At 55.1% G+C, this 26,114-nt stretch carries 30 protein-coding genes and 1 pseudogene; 18 read left to right on the forward strand and 13 right to left on the reverse strand.

Features of this window, described 5'->3' with window-relative positions; genetic code table 11:
- The first annotated feature begins 3 nt into the window (after positions 1-3).
- The 5 genes from H6844_06485 to H6844_06505 all read left to right on the forward strand — a co-directional run bounded on the left by H6844_06485 (position 4) and on the right by H6844_06505 (position 4,486).
- A complete protein-coding gene (locus H6844_06485; GenBank protein ID MCB9929043.1) occupies positions 4-807 on the forward strand; it encodes a hypothetical protein in 804 nt (267 codons plus the stop codon).
- A gap of 193 nt (positions 808-1,000) precedes the next feature.
- The gene (locus tag H6844_06490; protein MCB9929044.1) at positions 1,001-1,300 is read left to right on the forward strand and encodes a hypothetical protein; all 300 of its coding nucleotides are present in this window, start codon (positions 1,001-1,003) and stop codon (positions 1,298-1,300) included.
- 398 nt (positions 1,301-1,698) lie between these two features.
- A protein-coding gene (locus H6844_06495; protein ID MCB9929045.1) for an IS630 family transposase occupies positions 1,699-2,759 on the forward strand; the annotation gives its coding sequence in 2 pieces (ribosomal slippage) (positions 1,699-2,206 and positions 2,206-2,759; 1,062 coding nt in all).
- Between the two features lie 37 nt (positions 2,760-2,796).
- Positions 2,797-3,857, forward strand: a protein-coding gene (locus H6844_06500; GenBank protein MCB9929046.1) for an IS630 family transposase whose coding sequence is annotated in 2 segments (ribosomal slippage) — positions 2,797-3,304 and positions 3,304-3,857 — 1,062 coding nt in all. Because the reading frame shifts where the segments join, the coding sequence is not laid out codon by codon here.
- Positions 3,858-4,081: 224 nt separating this feature from the next.
- Positions 4,082-4,486, forward strand: a complete 405-nt coding sequence (locus H6844_06505; protein ID MCB9929047.1) for a DUF4102 domain-containing protein — start codon at positions 4,082-4,084, stop codon at positions 4,484-4,486.
- On the opposite strand, the gene H6844_06510 is transcribed toward H6844_06505, so the two are convergent.
- Positions 4,434-5,200, reverse strand: a protein-coding gene (locus H6844_06510; protein ID MCB9929048.1) for an IS5 family transposase whose coding sequence is annotated in 2 segments (ribosomal slippage) — positions 4,434-4,885 and positions 4,885-5,200 — 768 coding nt in all. Because the reading frame shifts where the segments join, the coding sequence is not laid out codon by codon here. The genes H6844_06505 and H6844_06510 overlap by 53 nt on opposite strands.
- 66 nt (positions 5,201-5,266) lie before the next feature.
- Here H6844_06510 and H6844_06515 point away from each other — a divergent pair.
- A complete protein-coding gene (locus H6844_06515; protein MCB9929049.1) occupies positions 5,267-6,061 on the forward strand; it encodes a site-specific integrase in 795 nt (264 codons plus the stop codon).
- Positions 6,062-6,134: 73 nt separating this feature from the next.
- On the opposite strand, the gene H6844_06520 is transcribed toward H6844_06515, so the two are convergent.
- Positions 6,135-6,617 carry a hypothetical protein gene (locus H6844_06520; GenBank protein ID MCB9929050.1) on the reverse strand — a complete coding sequence of 161 codons (483 nt, stop codon included), beginning with the start codon at positions 6,615-6,617 and terminating at the stop codon, positions 6,135-6,137.
- A gap of 200 nt (positions 6,618-6,817) precedes the next feature.
- Between H6844_06520 and H6844_06525 the strand changes: the two genes are divergently transcribed.
- The gene (locus tag H6844_06525) at positions 6,818-7,507 is read left to right on the forward strand and encodes a hypothetical protein (protein ID MCB9929051.1); all 690 of its coding nucleotides are present in this window, start codon (positions 6,818-6,820) and stop codon (positions 7,505-7,507) included.
- Position 7,508: 1 nt separating this feature from the next.
- Positions 7,509-8,342 carry a hypothetical protein gene (locus H6844_06530; protein ID MCB9929052.1) on the forward strand — a complete coding sequence of 278 codons (834 nt, stop codon included), beginning with the start codon at positions 7,509-7,511 and terminating at the stop codon, positions 8,340-8,342.
- A gap of 45 nt (positions 8,343-8,387) precedes the next feature.
- Here H6844_06530 and H6844_06535 read toward each other — a convergent pair whose 3' ends face one another.
- Together H6844_06535 and H6844_06540 are read right to left on the reverse strand one after the other, a co-directional pair.
- Positions 8,388-9,899 (reverse strand): recombinase family protein, encoded by a 1,512-nt coding sequence (locus H6844_06535; GenBank protein MCB9929053.1) that lies wholly within the window; start codon positions 9,897-9,899, stop codon positions 8,388-8,390.
- 482 nt (positions 9,900-10,381) lie between these two features.
- Positions 10,382-10,609: a transposase gene (locus tag H6844_06540; protein ID MCB9929054.1), complete on the reverse strand. Its 228-nt coding sequence runs from the start codon at positions 10,607-10,609 to the stop codon at positions 10,382-10,384.
- 91 nt (positions 10,610-10,700) lie between these two features.
- Between H6844_06540 and H6844_06545 the strand changes: the two genes are divergently transcribed.
- From H6844_06545 to H6844_06560, 4 genes are all read left to right on the forward strand, one after another.
- Positions 10,701-11,537 (forward strand): IS5 family transposase, encoded by an 837-nt coding sequence (locus tag H6844_06545; GenBank protein MCB9929055.1) that lies wholly within the window; start codon positions 10,701-10,703, stop codon positions 11,535-11,537.
- A 175-nt stretch (positions 11,538-11,712) separates the two neighbouring features.
- Positions 11,713-12,479 (forward strand): IS5 family transposase gene (locus tag H6844_06550; protein MCB9929056.1). Its coding sequence is split into 2 segments (ribosomal slippage): positions 11,713-12,028 and positions 12,028-12,479, totalling 768 coding nucleotides; the frame shifts between segments, so codons are not numbered across the junction.
- A 262-nt stretch (positions 12,480-12,741) separates the two neighbouring features.
- On the forward strand, positions 12,742-14,571 hold the full coding sequence (locus H6844_06555) for a hypothetical protein (GenBank protein MCB9929057.1): 1,830 nt from the start codon (positions 12,742-12,744) through the stop codon (positions 14,569-14,571).
- Positions 14,555-15,112, forward strand: coding sequence for a hypothetical protein (locus H6844_06560; GenBank protein ID MCB9929058.1), 558 nt, complete (start codon positions 14,555-14,557; stop codon positions 15,110-15,112). Before H6844_06555 ends, H6844_06560 begins: the two co-directional genes overlap by 17 nt.
- 168 nt (positions 15,113-15,280) lie before the next feature.
- On the opposite strand, the gene H6844_06565 is transcribed toward H6844_06560, so the two are convergent.
- Positions 15,281-16,078, reverse strand: a complete 798-nt coding sequence (locus H6844_06565; protein ID MCB9929059.1) for a type IV secretory system conjugative DNA transfer family protein — start codon at positions 16,076-16,078, stop codon at positions 15,281-15,283.
- Between H6844_06565 and H6844_06570 the strand changes: the two genes are divergently transcribed.
- The 3 genes from H6844_06570 (at position 16,061) to H6844_06580 (ending at position 18,486) form a co-directional block, all read left to right on the forward strand.
- Complete coding sequence (locus H6844_06570) at positions 16,061-16,480, forward strand: transposase (GenBank protein MCB9929060.1); 420 nt, start codon at positions 16,061-16,063, stop codon at positions 16,478-16,480. The genes H6844_06565 and H6844_06570 overlap by 18 nt on opposite strands.
- Positions 16,477-16,830: an IS66 family insertion sequence element accessory protein TnpB gene (gene tnpB, locus H6844_06575; protein MCB9929061.1), complete on the forward strand. Its 354-nt coding sequence runs from the start codon at positions 16,477-16,479 to the stop codon at positions 16,828-16,830. The genes H6844_06570 and tnpB overlap by 4 nt, the downstream gene beginning before the upstream one ends.
- A 69-nt stretch (positions 16,831-16,899) precedes the next feature.
- Complete coding sequence (locus H6844_06580) at positions 16,900-18,486, forward strand: IS66 family transposase (protein MCB9929062.1); 1,587 nt, start codon at positions 16,900-16,902, stop codon at positions 18,484-18,486.
- Between the two features lie 3 nt (positions 18,487-18,489).
- Here H6844_06580 and H6844_06585 read toward each other — a convergent pair whose 3' ends face one another.
- Positions 18,490-18,993 (reverse strand): type IV secretion system DNA-binding domain-containing protein, encoded by a 504-nt coding sequence (locus tag H6844_06585; GenBank protein ID MCB9929063.1) that lies wholly within the window; start codon positions 18,991-18,993, stop codon positions 18,490-18,492.
- A gap of 193 nt (positions 18,994-19,186) precedes the next feature.
- On the opposite strand from H6844_06585, the gene H6844_06590 reads away from it, so the two are divergent.
- From H6844_06590 to H6844_06600, 3 genes are all read left to right on the forward strand, one after another.
- Positions 19,187-19,519: a DUF3768 domain-containing protein gene (locus tag H6844_06590; GenBank protein MCB9929064.1), complete on the forward strand. Its 333-nt coding sequence runs from the start codon at positions 19,187-19,189 to the stop codon at positions 19,517-19,519.
- 402 nt (positions 19,520-19,921) lie between these two features.
- Positions 19,922-20,275 (forward strand): helix-turn-helix transcriptional regulator, encoded by a 354-nt coding sequence (locus tag H6844_06595; GenBank protein ID MCB9929065.1) that lies wholly within the window; start codon positions 19,922-19,924, stop codon positions 20,273-20,275.
- A 34-nt stretch (positions 20,276-20,309) separates the two neighbouring features.
- The gene (locus H6844_06600; GenBank protein MCB9929066.1) at positions 20,310-20,720 is read left to right on the forward strand and encodes a hypothetical protein; all 411 of its coding nucleotides are present in this window, start codon (positions 20,310-20,312) and stop codon (positions 20,718-20,720) included.
- Positions 20,721-21,042: 322 nt separating this feature from the next.
- Here the strand turns inward: H6844_06600 and H6844_06605 are convergent, their stop codons facing one another.
- The 7 genes and pseudogenes from H6844_06605 to H6844_06635 all read right to left on the reverse strand — a co-directional run bounded on the left by H6844_06605 (position 21,043) and on the right by H6844_06635 (position 26,074).
- Entirely contained in the window at positions 21,043-21,573 is a 531-nt protein-coding gene (locus H6844_06605) for a hypothetical protein (GenBank protein MCB9929067.1), read from the reverse strand.
- Positions 21,574-21,612: 39 nt separating this feature from the next.
- Positions 21,613-22,275: a hypothetical protein gene (locus H6844_06610; protein MCB9929068.1), complete on the reverse strand. Its 663-nt coding sequence runs from the start codon at positions 22,273-22,275 to the stop codon at positions 21,613-21,615.
- A gap of 309 nt (positions 22,276-22,584) precedes the next feature.
- Entirely contained in the window at positions 22,585-23,151 is a 567-nt protein-coding gene (locus H6844_06615) for a replication-relaxation family protein (protein ID MCB9929069.1), read from the reverse strand.
- Between the two features lie 103 nt (positions 23,152-23,254).
- Positions 23,255-24,849 (reverse strand): annotated as a pseudogene (locus H6844_06620) (IS66 family transposase).
- Between the two features lie 55 nt (positions 24,850-24,904).
- On the reverse strand, positions 24,905-25,123 hold the full coding sequence (locus tag H6844_06625) for an IS66 family insertion sequence element accessory protein TnpB (protein MCB9929070.1): 219 nt from the start codon (positions 25,121-25,123) through the stop codon (positions 24,905-24,907).
- Positions 25,124-25,249: 126 nt separating this feature from the next.
- Positions 25,250-25,666, reverse strand: a complete 417-nt coding sequence (locus H6844_06630) for a transposase (protein ID MCB9929071.1) — start codon at positions 25,664-25,666, stop codon at positions 25,250-25,252.
- Between the two features lie 72 nt (positions 25,667-25,738).
- Positions 25,739-26,074, reverse strand: coding sequence for a hypothetical protein (locus tag H6844_06635; protein MCB9929072.1), 336 nt, complete (start codon positions 26,072-26,074; stop codon positions 25,739-25,741).
- Positions 26,075-26,114 lie beyond the last annotated feature (40 nt).

Below are 26,114 nucleotides of genomic sequence, written 5' to 3' on the forward strand. Positions count from 1 at the left end.
TGAGTGCGTCTGGGCGAGGGGATTAATTGCCCTCGCCCAGATTATGTCTTGGCCAATTCAAAAATTGATAGCATGTGGAAAGCATCATTCCTATTTTTTGCGATCTTAGTCGGGTGTATAAAATATGTGGAGATACCCGATAAACAGCCCAGTGGTGGTCTGGAAACGCTTCAACTTGTCTACAATCTGGAGAATGGCTATGTGCCTTCTCGAATATTTTCCGGTCCGTCAGATTATCCACCAGAAAAATTTCACGTGTATGCGATAGTTGCGTTTCCAGCCAATGGTTTTGCCAAGGAGAGAGAAAGACATTTGTTGCATTGCAAAGCGTATATTGCGAGTCTTAATAATAGTTTCAGATTATCCAGAGAATTGCACAAGCAGCTTGTCACAGTGTGGCCATTAAATAGTAATAATACTGCATATTTTCTCAATAATAAGACTATCGAATTGGATAGTATATGTGAAATTGCTGTCAGTGAGTATGGTTTGTCATCTGCGCAACTTGCCTTAAGGCAAGCGAGAATGCGGGATTCTTCTGTTAAAGGGGTGGGGCCATTTCTACTAGCGTGGTCACCCGCGGCAAGAAAAGGTCAAAAGGACTCTGATATGCTGGTGATGGACCTTAGTGGAGTTAATTCCTATGATTCTGCCTTAAAGAGGTATGTAATGTGGGCTGAAGAGATTGAAAACGATCCGAGTACATGGGAATCTGGATGGGATTATGATAAAATTCTCGCTAATATTGCAAATTCATTGAATCAGCGGGGCAGGGAATGGTTTAGGATAATTCAAGGCGATGATTGAGAATATTTTTAAAATTCCGAAATGTATGATCTTGGGCTTAGTAATAGGCGTGTTAATTGGTGCTTTTTGGAGTGATTTGGACATGTATGGGATGGTCCTGTTTGTTATCATATTTTCTTTAGTTTTTTTTCTTTTTTGCCGATTTATTCAATGTATTAAAAAATAGGCATTTACAATATGAGCTTTGTAAGTATTGAAGGCAATAAATTTTGATTTTGCAGTCTATGGCCTGGAAGATATCGGCATTGTCGGCCGTGGCGAAGGCGGCGACTTCATCTGGGAGGGCAGCGCCCGTCCCGGCAGTAAGCTGTCGCTGAACACCAATGGTGGCGGGCGCACGCACTCCGGCATGTACGCCCTGCAGGAGAGCGTGCGCCAGATGCGCGGCACCTCGCCGGCCCAGGTCGAGGGCGCCAAGGTGAGCCTCTGCCACGGCGTCGGCGGCATGTTCTCCGCCAGCGGCTCGATCATGTTCTCGAACGAGCTGCCGTGATCCCGGATCGCGGTCTCGACTGTTGACGGCGGGAGCCCGGCTCGGAGACGAGCCGGGCTCCTGTCATGAACGGGGAGGGATCGGGGATCGGACTTGGAGACCGGGCTTGGGGCCGGCCGGCTTTGGCGCTTGGGAGAAGGCGTTTTCCGGTCGCCACGCCAATCGGCGCGCCAATCCACGCGCCAACGCCAAGCGGGCGAAGGTCCGGCGCAATCGGCGGACAGGATTTTCGGATTGAGACAAGCGCGTCTATTGCGCCGTCGCTGACGCAATCGGCCAGATCCAGGACGTTGGATATGCCCGCGCCTAATACCAAGTCCCGAAGAGGCTGACTCACGTCGGGGATTCCCAAGCGGCTGATTTTCTGATTCACCATCTCAGGTTGAAGGAGACTTGCGATGGCGGCTGCGATTGGGGTTCGAACAGACTACGCTTCGGCAGATTTGCGTGGTTTGGCGCGTTGTTGTGGTGATGGGGAGCAGGTGCGGCGGCTGTTGGCGCTGGCGTCGATCCTCGATGGCGGGAGCCGGAGTGAAGCGGCGAAGATCGGCGGCGTCACTCTTCAGATCGTGCGCGACTGGGTGATCCGCTTCAATGCGGATGGGCCGGACGGCCTCAAGTCGCGCAAGGCACCGGGCAAGCCCTCTATCCTGAACGATGAGCAGCGCCGTGCGTTAGCCGATATCGTCGAGGCAGGGCCGATCCCGGCTGCGCATGGCGTGGTTCGTTGGCGGCTGATCGACTTGGCGCAGTGGCTATGGGACGAGTACGGCCTGTCGATTTCCAAACAGTCGCTCAGCCGTGAGATGCGCGCGCTGGGCTTTCGCAAGCTTTCGGCCCGGCCTCGCCACCGAGGCCAGAAACCACAAGACATTGCCGATTTTAAAAAAGCTTCGCCGCCCGTCTGGCGCAGATCAAGCGAGGGCTTCCGAGGGGGACGCCCATAGAACTGTGGTGGCAGGACGAGGCGCGCATCGGCCAGCAGACCAAGCTCACTCGGCGCTGGGCCAGACGCGGCACCCGGCCTTCGGCGACGAGGGACCAGAGGCGCTCCTCGGCATGGATCTTCGGGGCCATCTGTCCTGCTGAAGGCAAGGCCGCCGGGATCGTCATGCCCCGATGCAACAGCGAGGCGATGAGCATGCACCTGGCAGAGATCGCCTTCCACGTCGCCACCGGCGCGCATGCCGTCGTCCTGCTCGATCAGGCCGGATGGCATGGATCGGCCGAGTTGGTCGTTCCCTCCAGCATCACCTTGATGCCGCTACCGCCCAGATGCCCGGAACTCAACCCGGTCGAGAATGTCTGGCAGTTCATGCGCGACAACTGGCTCTCGAACCGCATCTTCAAATCCTACGACGACATCGTCGATCACTGCTGCTTCGCCTGGAACCGTCTGGTCAATCAGCCATGGAAGATCATGTCCATCGGAATGCGCCAATGGGCACATGAGTTCTGATCAATGGGACTTGGTATCAGGTTGAAGGAGACTTGCGATGGCGGCTGCGATTGGGGTTCGAACAGACTACGCTTCGGCAGATTTGCGTGGTTTGGCGCGTTGTTGTGGTGATGGGGAGCAGGTGCGGCGGCTGTTGGCGCTGGCGTCGATCCTCGATGGCGGGAGCCGGAGTGAAGCGGCGAAGATCGGCGGCGTCACTCTTCAGATCGTGCGCGACTGGGTGATCCGCTTCAATGCGGATGGGCCGGACGGCCTCAAGTCGCGCAAGGCACCGGGCAAGCCCTCTATCCTGAACGATGAGCAGCGCCGTGCGTTAGCCGATATCGTCGAGGCAGGGCCGATCCCGGCTGCGCATGGCGTGGTTCGTTGGCGGCTGATCGACTTGGCGCAGTGGCTATGGGACGAGTACGGCCTGTCGATTTCCAAACAGTCGCTCAGCCGTGAGATGCGCGCGCTGGGCTTTCGCAAGCTTTCGGCCCGGCCTCGCCACCGAGGCCAGAAACCACAAGACATTGCCGATTTTAAAAAAGCTTCGCCGCCCGTCTGGCGCAGATCAAGCGAGGGCTTCCGAGGGGGACGCCCATAGAACTGTGGTGGCAGGACGAGGCGCGCATCGGCCAGCAGACCAAGCTCACTCGGCGCTGGGCCAGACGCGGCACCCGGCCTTCGGCGACGAGGGACCAGAGGCGCTCCTCGGCATGGATCTTCGGGGCCATCTGTCCTGCTGAAGGCAAGGCCGCCGGGATCGTCATGCCCCGATGCAACAGCGAGGCGATGAGCATGCACCTGGCAGAGATCGCCTTCCACGTCGCCACCGGCGCGCATGCCGTCGTCCTGCTCGATCAGGCCGGATGGCATGGATCGGCCGAGTTGGTCGTTCCCTCCAGCATCACCTTGATGCCGCTACCGCCCAGATGCCCGGAACTCAACCCGGTCGAGAATGTCTGGCAGTTCATGCGCGACAACTGGCTCTCGAACCGCATCTTCAAATCCTACGACGACATCGTCGATCACTGCTGCTTCGCCTGGAACCGTCTGGTCAATCAGCCATGGAAGATCATGTCCATCGGAATGCGCCAATGGGCACATGAGTTCTGATCAATGGGACTTGGTATAAGTCATTGAAGAGAATGGTGCCCAGGGGCGGATTCGAACCACCGACACGCGGATTTTCAGTTCGCGAGGATATACTTCCACCGTTGCTCATTGCTTCACATAACTCTATGATTTATCGCGAATATAGGGGTCTGAGGTGAACATAGCTGAACCTGGAAACACCCTCTTATGCACGCGATTTATGTGACTAAAAAGAGACTAATGCAATGAAGCTGCGGCTCACGGACATCGCCATCAAACGCCTCGCTTTCCCTGAGACAGGGCAACAAACGTACTGGGATGAAGCGACGCCCGGCTTTGGCCTGCGGTGTTCGCAGAAGAGTAAATCGTTTGTGGTGATGTATGGTGAGAAGCGCCGGTTGAAGACCTTGGGGCGTTATCCGGATTTCTCGTTATCCGAAGCCCGAAAGGAAGCCCGTCGGTTCCTGGCTGACGCTGACGAGCGTCCCGACGCGAGTGAGCCACCAACAATAGCGTTCGAAGAGGCAAAACAACGCTTTCTGGCGCACTGTGAAGGACGGAACAAGGAGCGGACCGTCAAAGACTATACGCGGCTGCTTAGGCCGTCGACTCATAAACGCGCAATCGGATGCGGATGGCCGCGAGCTTGATCATGGCGAGGTAAGTTGAGCCGAGCTTGTCGTAGCGGGTTGCGATACGACGGAAATATTTGAGTTTGTTGAAGAAGCGCTCGATGAGGTTACGCTCCCGGTACAAGGCAGGGCTAAAGCAAATGGGGTGTTTCCGGTTCGACCTGGCGGGAATATTGGCCCAGGCTCCAGCAGCGTACAGCGTCTCCCGTATCCAGTCGGCATCGTAGGCTTTGTCGGCCAGTAGCATCTCGCCGGAATCGATGGCGGATAGCAGATCCTCTGCCGCCCTGGCGTCATGCATTTGGCCGGGCGAAATCGCGAGGCGCACCGGCAGGCCACGGCCATCGACTACAGCATGGATTTTCGTTGTAAGACCACCCCGGCTTCGTCCGAGACAACGATCTGGGTGGCTTTTTTTAACGTCGCTGCCGAGTGATGGACGCGGACACTTGTGCCGTCGATCATCTTGATGCCGTCACCATAAGCATCTGTGATCGCGTCCATAATCTGGTCCCAGATGCCCGCCTTGGTCCAGCGGCGGAAACGGTTGTAGCAGGTCGTAACCGGGCCGTAGCGCTCCGGAAGGTCGGCCCAGGGCGCACCGGAGCGCAAGACCCAGAATATGCCGTTCAAAACGCGCCGGTCATCGACACGGGGAACACCGCGGGACTTCTGGGGCAGAACCGGCTGAATGACCGACCACTCGGCATCCGTGAGATCGTAGCGTGCCATGGACAATCCTCCTCCAGCACGCTTGAATCCGATTTGTCCACCTTTGGGAATCCCCAATGGCCGTTTATGAGTGCACGGCCTAATCGCCACTTCGAACTCCCCGGCGCTCTGCACGAAACCACTCGTGGTCAGATCATGAACGTCGTTGCAGGCTTATCTCGCACACCCTCGGAGCGCCAGCACGCATTCGTCGCCATCCGCACAATGATGAACTGGTGCGTGGAGGCGGGGTTAATTGAAAGTTCGCCTGTGCCGCGTATCCGCCAACAGACCACCTCGAGGGAACGGGTGCTCAGCGACGAGGAGCTTGCGGCAGTTTACCGACGAGCGCTTGAGACCCCGTATCCCTATGGCTCAATCATTCAGCTTCTCGTCTTGACGGGGCAGCGGCGGGGCGAGATTGCTGGTCTACGAAGGTCGTGGATCGAGGGTGACGTGCTCACCTTCCCAGCAGGGTTCACCAAGAACAAAAAGGAGCACCGACTCCCCCTGCCCCCGATGGCACGTCGGGTCATCGACGCGGTGCCGGACACCGGGGATCTACTCTTTCCCGCGCGCGGACGGGTCGAGAGACCCTTCAACGGCTGGGGCAAGTGCAAAGAGCGGTTTGACGCCGGTTTATCATTCTCGGATTACACACTGCACGATCTGCGCAGGACATTTAGCTCGAACGTGGCTCGACTGCGTGTACCCATCCATGTGACTGAAAAAATCCTCAATCATGCGTCGGGAACGATCGGAGGAATTGCTGCTGTTTACAATCGCCATTCTTACTTTGCTGAAATGAAAGAGGCGCTGCTGAGTCATGACGAATTCATCAGAAACGTATTTCAAGCCGATTCCGCCCTCTCTTCATTGTAATCAGAGGGTTAAGGGATGGAACTCCGCAGACGAAAACAATGAAATCAACCACCTATCTGGGTTACTACATTCTCTAGAGGCCACTTTGACCCTTCTCTAAGCGACGCCATCCATCTTCAGTGATCGAATAGTAATCAGGCGTATTCGCCGTGAAGATCATTGGAGAGTGCCATTCAATATAGCCCCAATTCTTAAGTTCTTCGAGCCATCGTGGCGATCCAGTACCTGCAGGGAGGTTGAATTCCCGGGAACCTTGCCGGAAAATATGAAACAAAAACTGTTTCTGTTGATCTGATAATTTATCAAAAGGCCGGCTGACTCTAGGCCGACGCCGCTTAGTTGCTTGGTCAATACATTGAAACAAGAGAAGAAAGAATGACAGGATACCAACGACGCCGATACCTGCCGCAACCTTATGTGGCAGTTCGCTAAATACAGGGGCCTCAAAAAAAACGAGCAAAAGGATAATGGCGGCTGTGACCGTTATGGCGGCAGCTACCCACCAAGCAATTTTGTGAATGGCCGTGAGCCAACCGCTGTCAGGGAGGCTTGTCATGAGGAAATTTTAGCACGGAAATTTTCCGGGACCATGGGTCACGAATCTCCCGAAAAGGTGATATCATCCAAAGTTGCACATCTCCAATTCGCCTTGAGGAATATGAGTCTAGCTATGTTGATCCAAAAAGCAACTCTCAGTCAATAAAAACCGCCTCCGATTACATCGCCGGAATTTGTATCAAGGTGTAAAATCACAATATGAAGAATAATTTTCCATTTACCAACTACGATTTCTACGCATATCTCACCAGTGGCGGGATGTTACTAGCCTTTTTAGATTATGTGTTCAACGACAGCAAGATAATTAGTCTAAAGGAATGGTCTTTTATGCAAATTGTGCTCTCTATTGCATCTGCCTATATCTTAGGACATCTGATTGCATGGGCATCACAAGTGACCATAGAAATGTGTATTATGCGAAGGCTTCTGACCGCACCAAACCAGATCCAGCTTGGCTTTTCCACTCCGAACCTGATCGAACGTTGGCTAGGGCTAGCCGTTGGACGATACTATGAACCGTTCTCGGAACCCGCGCGCCATGCGATTGTTGCTCGCGCCGCTGCAGCATTGGACTTGGAGGCAGCCGAACTGCGAGATGCGGAGGCCGTATTCCAAGTGGCACACAATAAGGCCACGAGAACGGATCCGATTCGCCAACGCTCGGACGATTTTCGAAACCAGTATGGTCTATTTCGAAATATCACCCTTGTCGGAATCGTAGCGACTATTATCTTATTATGGTCCGCCTGGTTTGGCTCTGGATCCGTACAGGATGGGTGGATTGTGATAATCGCCGCTAGCTTGACCATCGGAGCTTTTGTTCGGTTCGTTAAGTTCTACGCAAGTTTTTCAGCGGAAGTACTTAGATCATTATTGAGTAAGGAATAATATGCGACTAACTATATTCGATGTCGAACACGGGGCGTGTGCGCTGGTCCAATCCAATAATAGCGATTGCATTGCTCTCATAGATTGTGGAATTAATAGCACAACAGGCTGGACTCCTGGTGAATATATACAGAATATTCTCGGAAAAAACACTATAGATTATCTATTTATTACAAACGCTGACCAAGATCATTATGCCAATTTGTCATCTCTTAGACAAAAAATCTATATTAGAACATTTACAAAGAATCCATCGCTTAATGCAGATGCTTTTGAAAGAATTAAACGGCAAGTTGGCCCTATGAGCGCTGATGCGCTGGCATACCAAGCTCTACTAAATAGTCACACCCATCCAGTTACTACCTCTTTCAATGATGGAATGGGAGGGATTACCGCCAAGACCTTCTATAATTCGTATCCGAAATTTTCAGACACTAATAATCTGAGCCTTGTCACATTTATAAACTATAATGGTTTCCAAATCCTATTTCCGGGTGATCTTGAAAGACCGGGGTGGCTGGAAATGTTGGCCAACCCTGAATTCAGACAAGAATTACAGAATACAACAATTCTAGTTGCATCTCATCATGGCAGGCAAAACGGTTATTGTGACGAACTTTTCTCCGGTTGGTCACCACAGGCTGTGGTAGTGTCAGATAAGCCAATTGTTCATAATACTCAGAACGTACCACAATATCAAAACTGCATCAGTGGTGATGGTATTAATGTCTACGGACAAAATCGAAGGAGAAGGGTTCTGACCACACGAAAAGATGGAGCTATTACATTTACGGTCAACGCATCAGGCAACTACAACGTTCATACAAACACATAGCGTCAGTAACGACGACAAAATTTCGGATACACTTTTAATACGAATTCAACTGAATATCAGAATCACAAATAAGCTTAAAGTTGGCATAATAGTTTTGCAAATAAGGTGAACGAATTCTCCGAACATATCCTTCACTTCAGTTCGAGAAGTGTTCCGATCTGGGTCACCATCGGAGACACTGAAGATATTTTTGATCTCCAAAAGCCAATTATATGGCTCTAAATATACGTTTTCTGGACATACCGTCCGGTTCGAGAATGCATTTTCAACCATTCTGCGTTTTTCTGCTGGATTCGCTGAAATATAAAGCAAATTAAGGGTTTTCATGAGTTCGAGGAACTTTTGCATCTCCTCCGGCGAAAGGTCTTTTTTGCTACTATTTTCAATTTCTTCGTAGAGTTGATTTAACTCCTGCATCAGTCCAGCCTTTCGCCGGTCGTAAGCATCTCGATCAATCGTTCCGTCGATGAGGAGGTCGGTGAGGCGATCCAGCCTGGTTTCAGTTTCTTCAATTTGCCGTTTCACAGAATGCAGCAGCATTGGCTGCTTGTCGCTTGCAATCCACCGAAGCCATGCAGCTTCGAGCTTGTTTGCGTCGTCATCGTTGAGGGTCAACGTCCCGAGCTTTTCAACGATCGCTGCCTCAAGACGATCCTCCCTGATTGTGGTCATTGGGCAGCCAGCCGTTTGGCACCGATAATATACGTTTCCTTTCTGTCGCTCTGGCGAGAGTGGCCCTGCGCATAACCCACACCGAAACAGCCCGCGATATAGATGGTTGTGGCGAGTGACCTTCTTCCCAGTTTTGCCAGCTTTCCGGTCTTGAATCCTACGGAAGGTCGATCGATCAATCAGCGGCTCATGGATCCCGTCGTACGTCTCGCCCGACCGTTTGATCTCGATCCTACCGCAATAGAAGGGATTTGCGAGGATGGTCTCCACGTTGTGCTGGCTGATGGGCAGGCCCGAGTGGTTTTTGAGCTCTCTCCTTATCAGATACCGGTGCAAAGACCTGATTGAATGCTCTCCGGCGGCGTAGGACAGCAGTGCATCGCGCACGATCGGTCCTTTCACGGGACAGATGGTCTTCGGCTGCCCGCGGCCATTGTCCCGGTACCCAATCGGCGCTTTGAACGGATACAGGCCTTGCTTCAGACGGCCTTTGAGCCCCTTGATCGTCTCATCTCGCAGATTGCGGATATAATCGGCGGCAATTACCGCCTGGATATCAGCGGTTAGGCGTCCACCACGGGAGCGGAAATCCAAGCTCTCGGTCGCGAAGTAAACGTCGATGCCTTGGTCGGACAGCTCTCCGACGGTCGCCCAGTCCTTGAGGTTGCGGGCCGATCGATCGATCTTGTGCATCACAAGACCGCTGGCGGCCCCTTTGCGAAGCGCTGCCAACATCTGGTTAAATACCGGACGGCCTGACTTGGCGGCAGTTTCTTTCTCTTCGTACCAGCGGGTGATGTGGAGATGTTGGCGACTCGCAAAGGCCGTGATGGCATCTTTTTGTGCTTCGAGTGACACGCCCTCGCCCTGCTTCTGCGTGGACACTCGAATGTATCCAAAACACTGCTTCATGGTCGCTTGTTTGAGGACTCTGAATCTACCAGATCCTCAGAATTTTGCGAATCACGCCACGGCCAAGTACCGTCGCGCTGCATGCGTTTGCAAATCTCTTGGCAGAGTTTTAGGTGCGCTTCGAGGCGAGGATCCATTTCCATATCCATCAGTTTGCCGCCCTGGCTTGTTGTCCGCCACCACCCGGCGCGTGCACGAATGCTGTCACATGATCCGTGCCGCCACATCGCAGCGGACAAACTAGAAATCGACCGTCGCGTCCAGCTTTTTCAAAGGATGGCCATGGGCCGACAACTGCGCCAACCGATCCTCAAAATCCCAAAAGCCGGAATGCTGAGCCGTCGGTCAACTCCTCGATCCAAGGGCTCTATCAATTCAGAAAATCTTCCCTAGTTGTTTAGGCTTCAGCCTCATAGCCAATAGCAAATGATCGCTGCAATATGGACGGCTGCCAGTTATGAGCTTGCGAGCTTGTCGTACCGGGTTGCGATGCGGCAGAACATGCGCTCGATCGCGTTACGCGCACGATAGAGGAAAGGGCTGAACGGAGGCCGGAAGGCCCTGTTGCGCTTGGAAGGGATGTTGGGAACCGCACCGGCGGCATAGACCAAGGAGCGGTTCAGGTCGCTGTCGTAGGCGCGGTCGGCCAACAGGTGGACGCCGGGCGGCAAATGCTCCAGCAATGGTTCCGCCGCCTAAGAGCCTGACCGAAAAGAGGTTGAGCGATATCAGTAGGTTGTGATTCACCGTCTTTGCGAAGAGATGGAGGATCAGGTGCCTTGGACCGATACCGCTCGGGTTGAGCATAGTCGTCGCACGTGTCGCTATCCAAGCGATATGCTGGATCAGGAATGGCGGCTGATTGCGCCGCTCTTGCCTCCGGCCAAGCTCGGTGGGCGGCCGCGGTCAGTCGACCTGCGCGAGGTGATGAATGCGATCCTCTATCTCGGGTCGAGCGGTTGTCAGTGGCGTGCGTTGCCGAAGGATTTTCCGCCGGTGAGCACGGTGCAGGGCTATTTCTACGCCTGGCGTGATCTGGGCCTGTTCGAGACGATCAACGGATTGCTGACAATGGCCGCCCGAGAGTTGGAAGGCCGGGAGGCCAGTCCCACCGCCGGCGTGATCGACAGTCAGAGCGTCAAGACCACCGAAAGCGGCGGGATTTCGGGGTATGACGCGGGCAAGAAGGTGAAGGGCCGCAAACGCCACATCCTGACCGACATCCTAGGATTGCTGCTGGTGATCCTCGTCCTTGGGGCCGATGTGCAGGACCGTGATGGCGCACCGGGGGTATTGAAGGCCGCCCGGTTCCGGTTCCCGTGGCTGCGCCATGTCTTTGCCGATGGCGGCTATGCCGGGGACAAGCTGAAACGGACCCTCAAGGGCAGTGGTGAGTGGACGATCGACATCATCCGAAGGAGCGCCACCGCCAAAGGCTTCGAGATCCTGCCACGCCGCTGGGTGGTCGAACGGACCTTCGCATGGCTCGGCCGCTGCCGGCGGTTGGCCAAAGACTGGGAGCGAACCATCGAAAGCGCCACCGCATGGGCCTATATCGCCAGCATCTGCCTCATGACCCGCCGTCTCGCAAGGTATTGCTATTGCAGCTGAACTTTTGAATCAGGCTCTTACAGTCCGCGCGCTGCCCGCCGGTCAGGCGGAATACCGGCGGACGACCACGCGCATCTGTCAGGGCGTGGAGCCTAGGCCGTGCACTCATAAACGGCCATTGGGGATTCCCAAAGGTGGACAAATCGGATTCAAGCGTGCTGGAGGAGGATTGTCCATGGCACGCTACGATCTCACGGATGCCGAGTGGTCGGTCATTCAGCCGGTTCTGCCCCAGAAGTCCCGCGGTGTTCCCCGTGTCGATGACCGGCGCGTTTTGAACGGCATATTCTGGGTCTTGCGCTCCGGTGCGCCCTGGGCCGACCTTCCGGAGCGCTACGGCCCGGTTACGACCTGCTACAACCGTTTCCGCCGCTGGACCAAGGCGGGCATCTGGGACCAGATTATGGACGCGATCACAGATGCTTATGGTGACGGCATCAAGATGATCGACGGCACAAGTGTCCGCGTCCATCACTCGGCAGCGACGTTAAAAAAAGCCACCCAGATCGTTGTCTCGGACGAAGCCGGGGTGGTCTTACAACGAAAATCCATGCTGTAGTCGATGGCCGTGGCCTGCCGGTGCGCCTCGCGATTTCGCCCGGCCAAATGCATGACGCCAGGGCGGCAGAGGATCTGCTATCCGCCATCGATTCCGGCGAGATGCTACTGGCCGACAAAGCCTACGATGCCGACTGGATACGGGAGACGCTGTACGCTGCTGGAGCCTGGGCCAATATTCCCGCCAGGTCGAACCGGAAACACCCCATTTGCTTTAGCCCTGCCTTGTACCGGGAGCGTAACCTCATCGAGCGCTTCTTCAACAAACTCAAATATTTCCGTCGTATCGCAACCCGCTACGACAAGCTCGGCTCAACTTACCTCGCCATGATCAAGCTCGCGGCCATCCGCATCCGATTGCGCGTTTATGAGTCGACGGCCTAGTTCGGGGATGCACGGAGGCGTCCAAATCTTGCGGTATTTTGCTCTGGTGTTGAGTTGCAATACAACCTACTTTCAATAGAAGTTAAAATCAACTATTGGTACCATAATTGAAATCGCATTTCAGGTTTTGCATAAATTTCAATATTATAGATCTGTATATAAAAGAACTATAAATTCGAAATATCCGCTTGAGGTTTCTGTCTAATGTCGCTAGCCTATCAATGAATGTCGTGCTTGGATTTGGGATGTATAGGGGGGTAGTATGAAATACAACAGAATTACGCGGGCTGCAGTTGTGTTTGGTGGAATAACTGCGTTAAGTTCGCCTGCCCTTTCCGATAACATCGTTATTGGTATTATGGAGGGTTATGAGGCATTTGGCTTTGGCAATCCTGAAGACATTGCTAATTTGAACTCCAGTATACGAGACCAGTTGCGTGGTGAAAACTATTTCTCACGCATTTTCCAATGGGATGCAGTTGATGAGGCAACCAACTACTTTAATCTATTTCCCAATTCGCAAAATTATTTAATTGGGTACAGTAGGGGCGGGTATCAAGCGCTTCGCGTAGCTAATAATTTGGACCAACAAGACAAAAATATAAAAAGACTTGTGCAACTTGACCCCGTACGGTGTGGTGGGACTGGCACTTACGCTGCGGATAACGTGGCAGGATGTGCGGCTCTTAGTATAAATGATGTAGTCTCAAGTGGGCCTCAGATAGTTCCAGATAATGTAGAGGTGGCGAAGAATTTCTTCCAGACTGGAGGAGGAATAACTGGTGAAAGAAATGTTACTGGATCTGAAAATATTAACGCAAATATTATGTTTGGGGACGCATCCATAAATCATAGTACGATTGATGGAAGCCCGGACATTCGTGATTACATTGTATCCGATTTGAAATCATTAGCTGATAATAATGTGATAATGTCAGGCCTCGGTGGTGATGCTGGTTATGGCACTTTGGCAATGACACGCAATGATGATGGCTCGTCGTCGGAAATCACCTTGCCATTTTCTATTAACTTGAATGGCAACATATATGATCGGATGTTTATCAACAACAATGGGAATGTAACATTTGGTGACGATTACAGAGCATTCACCCCGACAGGGTTTAGCAATCTTCCGGTTGATATGATTGCCCCATATTGGGGAGATGTGGACACGCGATGTGCAGATTGCGGCGAGGTCTATTTAGCTGTGCCAACTGCTGATACAGCTGTGGTAACTTGGAACGAAGTGGGTTTTTATGCAGCGGATGCCAGCAAGAAAAACACATTCCAATTAATAATAAGAGATCGAAATGACCTCGTTGGAGACAACACAGATGTAGAATTCCGATATGGTCAATTAGAGTGGACGACAGGAGATGCAAGTGGGGGTGCAAATGGTTTAGGTGGGACGCCGGCGTTTGCAGGTTACACTGGTGGGCCGAATGGAGCGCCACAGACACTGATTGGATCAGGTACCTCATCGGTACTAACACTAAACAGCCGCTCTAACATTAGTAACGATGGCGTGTGGTATTTCCCATTTCGCGATGGGATGGCGCCAGGCGTCACTCCGGACAATCCTTTATTGCCCGACGTTCAAGATGGTAATTGGGAATTCCAGTTTGTTACGACAGACGTGACACAAGTTGTGTGGAGCGATCCGGAATTCGTGTTCGGCTATGATTTTGTGGGTCTGAATGGAACGCTTTTCAGGAGTGTTATATTTCCGATTTTGGGTGATAACGCATACTCGTTGTGGTTTGGCGCACTCGATGATCCCATCTACTTTGCCGATGTCATTGGCGGTGTAGAGTATCTCTTTGCGGATATGGGATTTTTAAATGGTGTCGATTTCTTTCGCGTAGAAGGGGTGGATTTGGATCTAATGCTAGATCCAAATGACGTAAATGGATTTGTTACAGGGTTGTCATTTATGAATACAGGTCTGGTTGAATGGTCGCAACGTCCTCTGGTCGTGCAAACTAGTGAACCACCAATTGTCATTGCTATGCTAATGTTAAGTGGTATAGCAGGTATAATGACTAGAAGGCGTCGCAAGGATAAGAGACATAAAAATGAAAAGAAAAATTAGAAATGTGTCTGGGGTGATCGTGATATGTACGATTGCATTGGGGGCGGTAGCTGTGGCAATGGAAGAAAGTGGGTCAGAGCACGAGAAGCAGGTGTTGATGGAGCAATTGGAGCAAGAGGTGCTTCAAGGAGCGGGAGAGGCGGAAGACTTACGTAATGATGCTGAGGCGCTGCAGCCGACCCACACGATATTTAATGGGTTATACCTAAATAATTTTGATAAATATGGAGAAGGTTGGGCGCTAGAAGCAAAGGTAATAGATAAGGTAGTCGCGGACGGGAGGATATTTGCGCTCGCAACATTCATTGTGAAGTATTACGAAAAGGGATTATGGAATAATAAATTAAATAAAAATAAATCAGAGATATTCGTAAAAGTGTACAAAAAAGAGAATGGAATTTGGGTGGATATCAGAGAAATAAGAAATCCGCCAAACCTAATGGGATTAACAATAGGAGATGACGGGTGTGAATTAAGAATATTGCAAACAGACATTGTGCAAAGACCGGCGGCGATTATTGATATTGATTGTATCCGATAGGTGTCACCACAACCCCTCAAACCTACTCGACGCCGTCCATGTGTAGTGCGCGGGGTGCGTCTGGTTGAGCCGCTCCAAAGCAAGAGCAGCAAGATTGGACGGATACCGTGTAAATCTCTCGGTGGAACTTCAGATGGGCTTCGAGGCGAGGATCCATTTCCATATCCATCAGTTTGCCGCCCCTGCTTGTTGTCCACCGCCACCCGGCGCGTGCACGAATGCCGTGAACGCATCGGTGCGCACGCCATCAACCATAACGCGGGCGTAGCACTCATAGTTGGCAAGGCCGGTAAGATTGCGCGGATTATCGATGGCCATCTGGTTGGCGAGAAATGGCGCGTCGGCAGCGCCGACCCGGAACACCATCAGGCTGCCGACGTTGCCCAACACCGCCGCCAAGAGGGGCCGCTCGACCTGCTCCAGGTATTGGTGGGCCAACGTGATGCCGATGCCGTATTTGCGCAACTGAGGCAGCATGGCCATCAGGCTGCCGCTTGAGAAGCTATGAAACTCATCGACATAGACAAAGAACGGACGGCGCGTGGTGCTGTCCGCCCGGCTTAAGGCGGCATTAGCAATCCCCGAAAGGATCAAGCCGCCGAGCACGTTGGCCGTATCCGCTCCCAATCGACCAGCAGCCAAGTTGACGATGAGCGCCTGGCCTTCATCCATGATCCGCCGGAAACGGATTGGTTCGGTGGGTTCGCATACCGCTTGCCGCACCAAGGGGTGGGCCAGAAACGCGCCGAGCTTATTGGCGATCGGCGCGACCGCATCGGTGGCGTTCTTGTATCGAAGCGCCGTGTATTCCTGCTCCCAAAACCCGCGCACCTGCTCGTCGCTGAGCTCTTGCACCACCTGGCGCTGAAACGTAAGCGATGCGCACGCCCCACGTTGCTGATTGTGTGATGGAGCGGTTGAAACGATCCTGATGAGAAGGATCGTGAGATGAAACGTTTCGACCAAAACGACATCGGTTTGTTAGACGACGTTCGCGACCGTGTTACGCGAATGGAGGTTCTGGAGGGGCCGACCGGCCGTCGGTCTTGGCCGGACGATGTGAAGGCACGGATCGTGGCTGAGAGTTTCGAGCCGGGGGCACGGGTGTGCGATGTCGCCCGGAGCCATGGGCTGGCACCGCAGCATCTGTCGACCTGGCGGGGCCTGGCGCGAAAGGGAGAACTCGACGTTGCCATCGGGCATGACGATCTTCCGGCCTTCGCCACAGTCGAGATCATGGAAGAAGGCACGGCGGGAACGTCTGTACTGATTGAGATCGAGGCCGACGGCATCACGGTCCGTCTTGGCGCCGACACGCCGGCCGATCGGATCGCCGAGATCGCCGCCGCCTTGCGCCTCGCCCGGTGATCGTTCCCTTCCAGGCGGTCAAGATCGTGATCGCAACCAAGCCGGTCGACTTCCGCAAAGGCCATGACGGCCTGGCCGCCTATGTCGAGAAGGAACTCGGGCTGAAGGCGCATTCCGGGATCGTCGTGGTCTTTCGTGCCAAGCGCGCCGACCGGATCAAGATCCTGGTCTGGGATGGAAACGGGCTTGTGCTGACCTACAAGCGGCTGGAGGCGGGGAAGTTCGCCTGGCCGGCGATCAAGGACGGTGTGATGCGGCTTTCGAAGGCGCAGTTTGAGGCTCTTTTCGAGGGGCTCGATTGGCGGAGGGTCCATGGCCGGCGGGTACGCCCGCCGCTCCTCACGGAATAGCGGCGACGGAGTGAGTCAGGCGGTATCGCGAAGGCCATGGGCCGGCGATCCGGCGGTATAATCCATGGCATGTCAGCTGCCCCAAGCGATCTCGACCTGAGCGTCCTACCGCCGGAATATCGGGCGGCCTTCGAAGCGCAGCAGGCACAGATTGCCGCCTTGAGCTCGGACAATTCCGCCCTGGCGGTATCAAACCGGCGTCTTGAAGCGCTGATCAAGGAACTGCGCCATGCGCTGCACGGCCGGACGTCGGAGAAGCTGACTGCCGATGAGCGCCAGCTTGCGTTTGAAGATCTCACGGTCGCGATCGAAGAGATCGAGGCCGCCTCGGAAGCGGCCCACGCGACGCCTTCAGCGTCGCGCCCGAGGCGCGCGCCTGTCAACCGCAACATTGGCAACCTGCCAGAGCATCTGCCCCGGATCGAGGAGGTGATCGAGCCGGAAAGCCTCGAGTGTCCCTGCGGCTGTGGAAACATGCACCGGATCGGCGAAGACCGCACGGAGCGGCTCGACATTGTGCCGGCCCAGTTGCGCGTGATCGTCACCATCCGGCCGAAATACGCCTGCCGGACCTGCACCGACGGCGTGAGGCAGGCGCCGGCGCGGTCCTGGCTGATCGAAGGCGCGTTGCCCACGGAGGGCGCCATCGCCCACGTGCTGGTCTCGAAATATGCCGACCACTGTCCGCTTTATCGCCAATCCCAAATCCTGGCGCGTTCGGGCATTCAAATCGACCGCTCAACGCTGGCAGGATGGGTCGGCAAGGCAGCCTTCCACCTCGGCCCTGTCGTCGATCGTCTGGCCGAGCACCTGAAACGGTCGACCAAACTCTTTATGGACGAGACCACGGCGCCGGTCTTGGACCCAGGCAAGGGCAGAACCAAGACCGGATATTTTTGGACGCTGGCCCGCGACGATCGCCGCTGGGGCGGCCCGGACCCACCGGGCGTCGTCTACTTCTACGCACCCGGCCGCGGCGGCGGACATGCCGAGACCTTCCTGGACGGCTTCGACGGCATTCTCCAGATCGACGGCTATGCCGGCTACAACCGGCTCACTCGACTGTCGCGCAAGGGCGGCACTCCGCTCACTGTCGCCCACTGCTGGGCGCATGCGCGGCGCAAGCTCCGCGAGGTCTTCGAACGCGACGGCTCGGCCATCGCCCGCGAAGGGCTCGAGCGCATCGCCGGGTTCTACGAGATCGAAGACGAGATCCGCGGTACCGATGCCGGCCATCGCCTCGCCGTGCGCCAGGCACGAACGGCGCACCTGGTCGCCGACTTCCGGGAATGGCTGACCAGCGCCCGCGCGCGGGTGTCCGCAAAATCGCGCCTGGGCGAAAAGCTCGGCTACATCCACCGCCTTTGGGACGGACTGCAGACCTTCCTGACCGACGGCAGGGTCGAGATCGACTCCAATGCCGTCGAGAACCTCGTGCGCCCGATTGCCCTCAACAGAAAGAATGCACTCTTCGCCGGCCACGACGAGGGCGCCAAAGCGTGGGGCCGGATTGCCTCCCTGATCGAAACGGCGAAGATCAACGGTGTCGAACCGTTCGCCTATCTGAAAGCGACACTCGAAGCGATAGCCCACGGCCACCCCAACGACCGTCTCGACGAGCTCTTGCCCTGGAACTGGGCGTCAACGTCAAGCTGATCGCTACGTGGGGCGCTCGCAGCGCTTACGCTGAAACTCGGTGTCGATGAAGAGCGGCAGCACATCCCGTAGATCAGTGCGCGGTTGTTCGAGAAGCGCCAAAAGCGCGTAGCGCAGCAAATGCTCCATGCGCGGCCCCCAGGCATCGGCCCACTGCTTTTTCAAGGTTTCAATCAGCCCGGACACGACCAGCGGACGATGTTGAGCCGAGACGGTAGTGAGTGGGTTGTATCCAAACCGGCACTCCGGATCAGCTGGGTTCCAATACAGGCAATTAGGCACGCTGGCGGCCAATTCACTGGCGAGGTCGCCATGGGGATCTAAGAGGCACAATCCCTGGCCGGAGGCGGCGTCCTGGCGCGCCAATTGCCCGAGCAAGGTCGATTTGCCGACGCCGGTTTGTCCGACCAGGTACAGGTGTTGGAGGCGGTCGGTGACGTGCATGCCAAACGGTTTGCGCCCGCGGCGGAAATAGGCATCTCCAAGAATGGTCGAGATTGGGCGCATGTTCGATGCCCATCCTCACAGAAACTGACTGTTCGCACGACCACCCGGCGCGTGCTGTCCCCAAGCATGCCGGGGGGTTTTGGTTCTTCGCGGCGGTGCCATACTACCGGCAGATCAGTTCTTTTAAGCGGACGTCTCCCTTGCCCTCGTGCGCCGGAAATCCTTCGGGCGTGCGTCGCAAGGGAGACTGCCTATGAGTACCAGTGACACGTCAAAGATCGCGGCGCTGAACGATCAGTTCCGCACTACCGGCATCGGTGGACAATTTCTCATGTCCGCCGGGATTGCCGCTTTGCCTTATGCAGAGCTGGCGGCGATTATGTACCGCGTGCGCAATTTCGCGGACTTCACGCCGGATAATGATCCCCATGGCGAACATGATTTCGGCTCGTTCACCTTCGGAGCCGAAACGATCTTCTGGAAAATCGATTGCTATGACCCGTCATTGCAATTCGGTTCCGAAGATCCGGCCAATCCAGAGGTCACCGCCCGCGTGCTCACGGTGATGTTCGCGCGTGAATACTGACCGCATGCCGCCACCAGCGTCTTCTACCTGGTGGCGGTTTTGTGTTTTGGGGGTGTGGACAGTGAGGTCAGGCGATGCGGATTCGGAATCGTCAAATCGGCTATCCGGTCAGGCAGCCTCTGCCAATCGGCTGGCGCATGGTCCGTGGCAAGGCGATTGCACACGGCGGGTGGTAGACAGGGTTTGGTCGCTTGCTAAGCTATTGATAACCAGTGGATAACCCTCCCGGTATACCTTCCATCCGCACGCCCGAACGCTGACGCAATGGCTCCCGCCATTGCGTTTCTCGTTATTCCTTCGGGCGTTGTGTGGATGGGCTTCCGGCGCACATGCCGGGTGGTTTTGGTTGGAGCTCCTGGTCGATAGAGTACGGGCGTTATCCAATTAAGTTCTTCTTTGCATATGAAAAATGATCTCGCCCTTGATCTAAAAGTAACCCGCCGGAAGTCCGGCCTTACCCAAGCCGACTGCGCCCATCTCTTATCAATCGACCGTGCCGGGATTTCCAGGATGGAGCGTGGCGACCGCCTGCCAACCGTATCTGAGGCCTGCCGTCTGTCGCTCATTTATGACCGGCCCCTTGATAGCCTCTTGGTTGCCGAAAAACTGCTGGCAGCCCGTGAACTGGGTGGACGGCTCTCGAGTTTGCCCATGCCGCCCGTGCGCTGGATCAGCACCTTTAACCGTCAACACACGCTCACCTCCTTGAGCGAGCGGTTGATCAGAACCGAATATGGGGACTTCGGCACAGTATGAACGCATCCTATCGTTTGCTGTATCGACTGGGCAGATGGCGATCGTCTTTGTGGCGCACGGGAAGCTACGGGACTGGCAGATGTGGCGGCAAGTTACCGATTGCCCGACGAAGGCTCGCTCAAAGCTGCGCGTGCTCATTGCCACCTATGACCCGGACCTAATCGCCTGCGAAGATCCCGGCCAAGGCTGCCGCAAGCGCGGCAAAAGCCTCAGGCTATTGCAGACGCTGGTGCAGGCGGTAGCGGATGAACCGATCCGCCATGTGAAGCTGCCGCGGCCCCGGCAGTATCGAACCCGGTATGAAGAAGCCAAGGTGCTGGCGCAGCGGTTCCCGGAGATCAGCGCCTGGTGCCCGGAGCCGCGGAAGAGTTTCGAGAAGGACGCCAAAAACCTGACGTACTTTGAGGCATTGGCATATGCGGCTGAGGTTCTGGACAGGTTGTAAAGCTTAGTGAAAGGAAAAGACTGCCCAGACTTGGGCAGCCTTCTATGTGAGTTCTCTAGTCATCTTCTAGCGAGTGCTCGGCTCGAACGCCGCATGCATAGACGATTGAGACCATCACTAATGCGACGGAATTAGGGACCCATAGCTCGGGTATCCCGAACACTAGCGCCCAAATCTCAATCACGATAAAGGGCCCCACGAAGAACAGAAAAATATATGGCATCGCGCACTCCAATTTAGATCCTCTGATCCAACAAACCAGCTCAACGCTGCACTTGTTGGATAAATCAACCAAATGATGCAAATTACATTGACAAAGATTCTATTGTCCTGAAAGGTCCTTATGCACTTTAATGCAACAGAACAGCCCAAGGCATGTGCATGAAAATATTACCACAACATAAATGATAACGCATCCCATGCCAGCAAAACCCAAGTTTATATGTTGCTGCAGATAGTATGCCAACTGTTCGATCCACGTCAATCGTTGCACATGAACATCTTGAAGAACGTGATGGAGAAAATTTTCATTATATTGCCATGTTAAATAAAATTTTGTGAAGACAATAATGAAAGAGATCATAATCATTGCAAACAAAAATCCTACAACAGCAGGGTAACGTGAAATTAGATTTCGTCCCAAACGAGCAAATCGAGTATGATGTTGGAACTTTTGAATATTTTTCAAATTTTGAGGGAGTGTTTTACCTTCTTCAATCTTGATTTCCTTCCGGGATTTGGCGAATATGACTGTAGAAATGGCGGCAATTAGGGAGAAGCTGCCAATCGACAAGATGGTGACGCCAATAAGAACTGCCACAATACCGGAAAGAGTAAGGAAAGGCTGTTCCAAAATCCCACCCCCAATACGCGTGTTCTCGTTGCTTAGAACTCAGTTGATCGCCTCTTGCCGCAGTACGGCAATGCGTTCTTCATAAAATTCAAACTCTTCAATCGCATCAGCATCCATCTCGGATGGAGGTACGAACTTTGCCGCATAGGCAACGGGAGAGCCAGGTGGGTGATCATATTCAATAAACATCGCGCGTTTGCCCCCCTTAAGGTGGAGCAATATCGGGTGTAAGTCTTGAAACAAGTCAGCAATATTGTTAATTCTGTGGTCTTTGCCACTTTTGGAAATAGACGTGCTAGATACATATAGGGAAAACTTATTGGGAAAATCAGATTCAATTTTCCTGAGAATAGGCACCGATTTTGGGTCGGCATTTGTTAGAAAGTACTCTATTTTTACGCCATCGTTAAGCCAGCGCCGTATATTGTTCTTAAAGTAACTACCATTTTTGCCCCTTATGTAATCTCCATTGGACCCAGTTAGCTGAAGAACATCGCCTTCACTTAAATATCGATTCAACAACGGAACCATATCTTTTGCTGGCGTCGTCAATCCTAAGAATATTACTTTTTCTGCCCACAGCCCTCTCAACGCCTTGATCGATCTCAAACCAAAAGATTGAGCTGCAACAATTAAAATCAAAGTTGCCGTGGCGGCAACCATGCCTATCAGCAGGCTGTTAACGTCGTTCGTTGTAGTCATTTTCCCCATTCCACTATGCGCCACGAACTTAGCTTGATGAAGAAGCCCGCACTTAGCGCTGTTCATCGTGCCAAAATTTGGCAGCGGATGTTAGAAGCTAAATCGAATGCTGCAAAGGCAAATCGTCACATATCGTGCGGTTGTCCTCTGTCGGAGGAAGCCGATTTCGGATAACAAATTGGAAAATATGAATAATGTGTGGAGTTTTCCTGTGGAAACTTTATCAAATTTTGGCTGATACACATAAGATTTTGTCCTCTTAGGAGTGTTTCACGGCGGTTAGCCGTCATAGATTGGGGCTGATAAGCACTATCTCCGATCGATCTGAAACGGTTCGCGACCCGCACGCTGCCAAGGGCCTTCGAGCAAGCCTGGCATTGGTAATGTTGGCCGGAAGATCGGGCCGAAGCCTTCGATCGTCTGGAATAGGTGGTAGGCGTTGCCGCTTGCCGGTGCCTTTTTTTCAGTGACCGCGAGCAGCTGGCTGAGGCGCGTTTCATCGGTGATGACGTTGAGAACCAAAAGCGGCGCGGTGAGCCTGAGGTGATCCTTGTATCGTGAGCGCCCGATGTATTCCTCATATTGCCGGAGACTGCGGAGCCAGCTTTTACGGTTGAAACGCTTCGTCGTGGCCGGTTCGGTGGCACGGTCGCATTCGACGACGAAAAACCGGAACCGGCTGCCATCGGGGGTGTGATACTCCAGGCCAAAGAGCGCGTCCGGGATCAGGTCTTTGGTGACACTGTCCCGCGCCTGCGGATCAATAATTGAGACCGGATGGCGGAGCTCTGCCTTGGCACGCGAGAGCACGCGATGTCCGGCGATGTATGAGACATCATTGCGAGAAAGTGTGGCCAGTTCGATCGAGGCGGTCACGCACGCCACCATGAAGCGGTGTACCCATGGCCCAGCCGATGCGGCCTGTACTGGAGGCAGGTCTCCAGCATCGCGGTAAGCGATGCGTGCGCCCACGTAGCAATCAGCTTGACGTAGGTGTCCAATTCCAGGGCAAGAGCTCGTCGAGGCGGTCGTTGGGGTGGCCGCCCGCGATGGCTTCGAGTGTCCCTTTCAGATAGGCGAACGGTTCGACACCGTTGATCTTTGCCGTTTCGATCAGGGAGGCAATCCGGCCCCAGGCCTTGGCGCCCTCGTCGTGGCCGGCGAAGAGTGCGTTCTTTCTGTTGAGGGCAATCGGGCGCACAAGGTTCTCGACGGCATTGGAGTCGATCTCGACGCGGCCGTCGGTCAGGAAGGTCTGCAGCCCGTCCCAATGGCGGTGGATGTAGCCGAGCTTTTCACCCAGGCGCGATTTTGCAGACACCCGCGCGCGGGCAGCGTTCAGCCATTCCCGGAAGTTGGCGACCAGGTGCGCCGTTCGTGCTTGACGGACGGCCAGGCGGTGGCCAGCATCGGTGCCGCGGATCTCGTCTTCGATCTCATCAGAACCCGGCGATGCGCTCGAGCCCGCTTCGCGGGCGATGGCCGAGCCGTCGCGTTCGAAGACCTCGCCCGGAGCTTGCGCCGCGCATGCGCCCAGCAGTGGGCGACAGTGAGCGGAGTGCCGCCCTTGCGCGACAGTCAGTGAGCCGGTTGTAGCCGGCATAGCCGTCGATCTGGAGAATGCCGTCGAAGCCGTCCAGGAAGGTCTCGGCATGTCCGCCGCCGCGGCCGGGTGCGTAGAAGTAGACGACGCCCGGTGGGTCCAGCCGCCCCAGCGGCGATCGTCGCGGGCCAGCGTCCAAAAATATCCGGTCTTGGTTCTGCCCTTGCCTGGGTCCAAGACCGGCGCCGTGGTCTCGTCCATAAAGAGTTTGGTCGACCGTTTCAGGTGCTCGGCCAGACGATCGACGACAGGGCCGAGGTGGAAGGCTGCCTTGCCGACCCATCCTGCCAGCGTTGAGCGGTCGATTTGAATGCCCGAACGCGCCAGGATTTGGGATTGGCGATAAAGCGGACAGTGGTCGGCATATTTCGAGACCAGCACGTGGGCGATCGCGCCCTCCGTGGGCAACGCGCCTTCGATCAGCCAGGGTCGCGCCGGCGCCTGTCTCACGCCGTCGGTGCAGATCCGGCAGGCGTATTTCGGCCGGATGGTCACGATCACGCGCAACTGGGCCGGCACAATGTCGAGCCGCTCCGTGCGGTCTTCGCCGATCCGGTGCATGGCCCCGCAACCGCAGGGGCATTCGAGGCTCTCCGGCTCGATGATCTCCTCGATCCGAGGCAGATGCTCGCCAGCGGGTTACCGATGTTGCGGTTGACAGCCGCCGGTCTTGGGCGGCGCGACGCTGAAGGCGTCGCGTGGGCTACTGCCGACGCGGTTTCGACCTCTGCCACCGCAGTCTCCAGATCTTCGAACGCAAGCTGACGCTCGTCTACTGTCAGCTTCTCCGATTTCCGGCCGTGCAGCGCATGACGCAATTCCTTGATCAGCGCTTCAAGACGCCGGTTCGATACCACCAGGGCGGAATTGTCGAGGCTCAGGGCGGCAATCTGTGTCTGCAGCGTTTCAAAAGCCGCCACGTATTCCGGCGGCAGGACGCTCAAATCGAGATCGCTTGGGGCGGCTGACATGCCATGGATTATACTGCCAGATCGCCGGCCGACGGCCTTTGAGATGCCGCCTGAATCACTCCGTCGCAACCGGCGGGCACCCGCCGGCCATACCACCCAGCGCCAGTCGAGCCCTTCGAACAGGGCCTCGAACTGCGCCTTCAGCCGCATCCACCGTCCTTGATCGCCGGCCAGGCGAACTTCCCGCCTCCAGCCGCTTGTAGGTCAGCACGAGCCCGTTTCCATCCCAGACCAGGACCTTGATCCGGTCGGCGCGCTTAGCACGAAAGACCACGACGATCGGAATGCGCCTTCAGCCCGAGTTCCTTCTCGACGACATAGGCGGCAAGCCCGTCATAGCCCTTGCGGAAGTCCACGGGCTTGGTTTGCGATCACGATCTTGACCGCCTGGAAGGAACGATCACCGGGCGAGGCGCAAAGGCGGCGGCGATCTCGGCGATCCGATCGGCCGGCGTGTCGGCGCCGAGAGACGGATCGTGATGCCGTCGGCCTCGATCTCGATCGGCGTCGAACATGCCGAAGCCTCGTCGTCAAAATCTCGAGTGCCGAAAGCCGGCATATCCTCTGGCCCAATGGCGACGTCGAGCTTTCCGCTTGCGCGCCAGGCCCGCCAGGTGGAGATGCTGGGGCGCCAGCCATGGCGCCGCGCCACATCGCACACCCGCGCTCCAGACTCGAAACTCTCGGCCACGATCCGTGCCTTCACATCGTCCGGCCAAGACCGACGGCCCGTCGGTCCCTCCAGAACCTCCATTCGCGAAACACGGTCGCGAACGTCGTCTAACAAACCGATGTCGTTTTGGTCGAAACGTTTCATCTCACGATCCTTCTCATCAGGATCGTTCAACCGCTCAATCACACAATCAGCAACGTGGGGCGTGCGCATCGCTTACGCATCGCGCAAGGCTGTGACCGCCGGTTTGCCGAGATCGTAGACGAGTTGGTTGTACCGGCTGTCGATGGTGCGGAATTGCTGCAGCGGGCGGGTGAGATAAGGGCCGCCATGCTTGGTCGTCTCCTCGTTAAAGAGATCGGTCAGTCGCTCTGTGGCGCGTTTGCGGCTCACCCGCAGATGCATACTGAATTGCAGCAGATACGAAGACGGCAGCGGTCCGTGCTCATAGAGTTTCTGGAACCATAGAAGATCCGCGGGTTGCAGCGTGATGCTCTTGCCGGTTGAGGTGGGCAACAGGCGCGTGCGCCGTCCTAAGGTATCGAGTACCACCGCTACCAGCTCTCTCCGGGAGCGGTGCCGTCATCTAGCG

The organism is Alphaproteobacteria bacterium (assembly GCA_020638555.1).
Lineage (GTDB): Bacteria > Pseudomonadota > Alphaproteobacteria > Bin95 > Bin95 > JACKII01.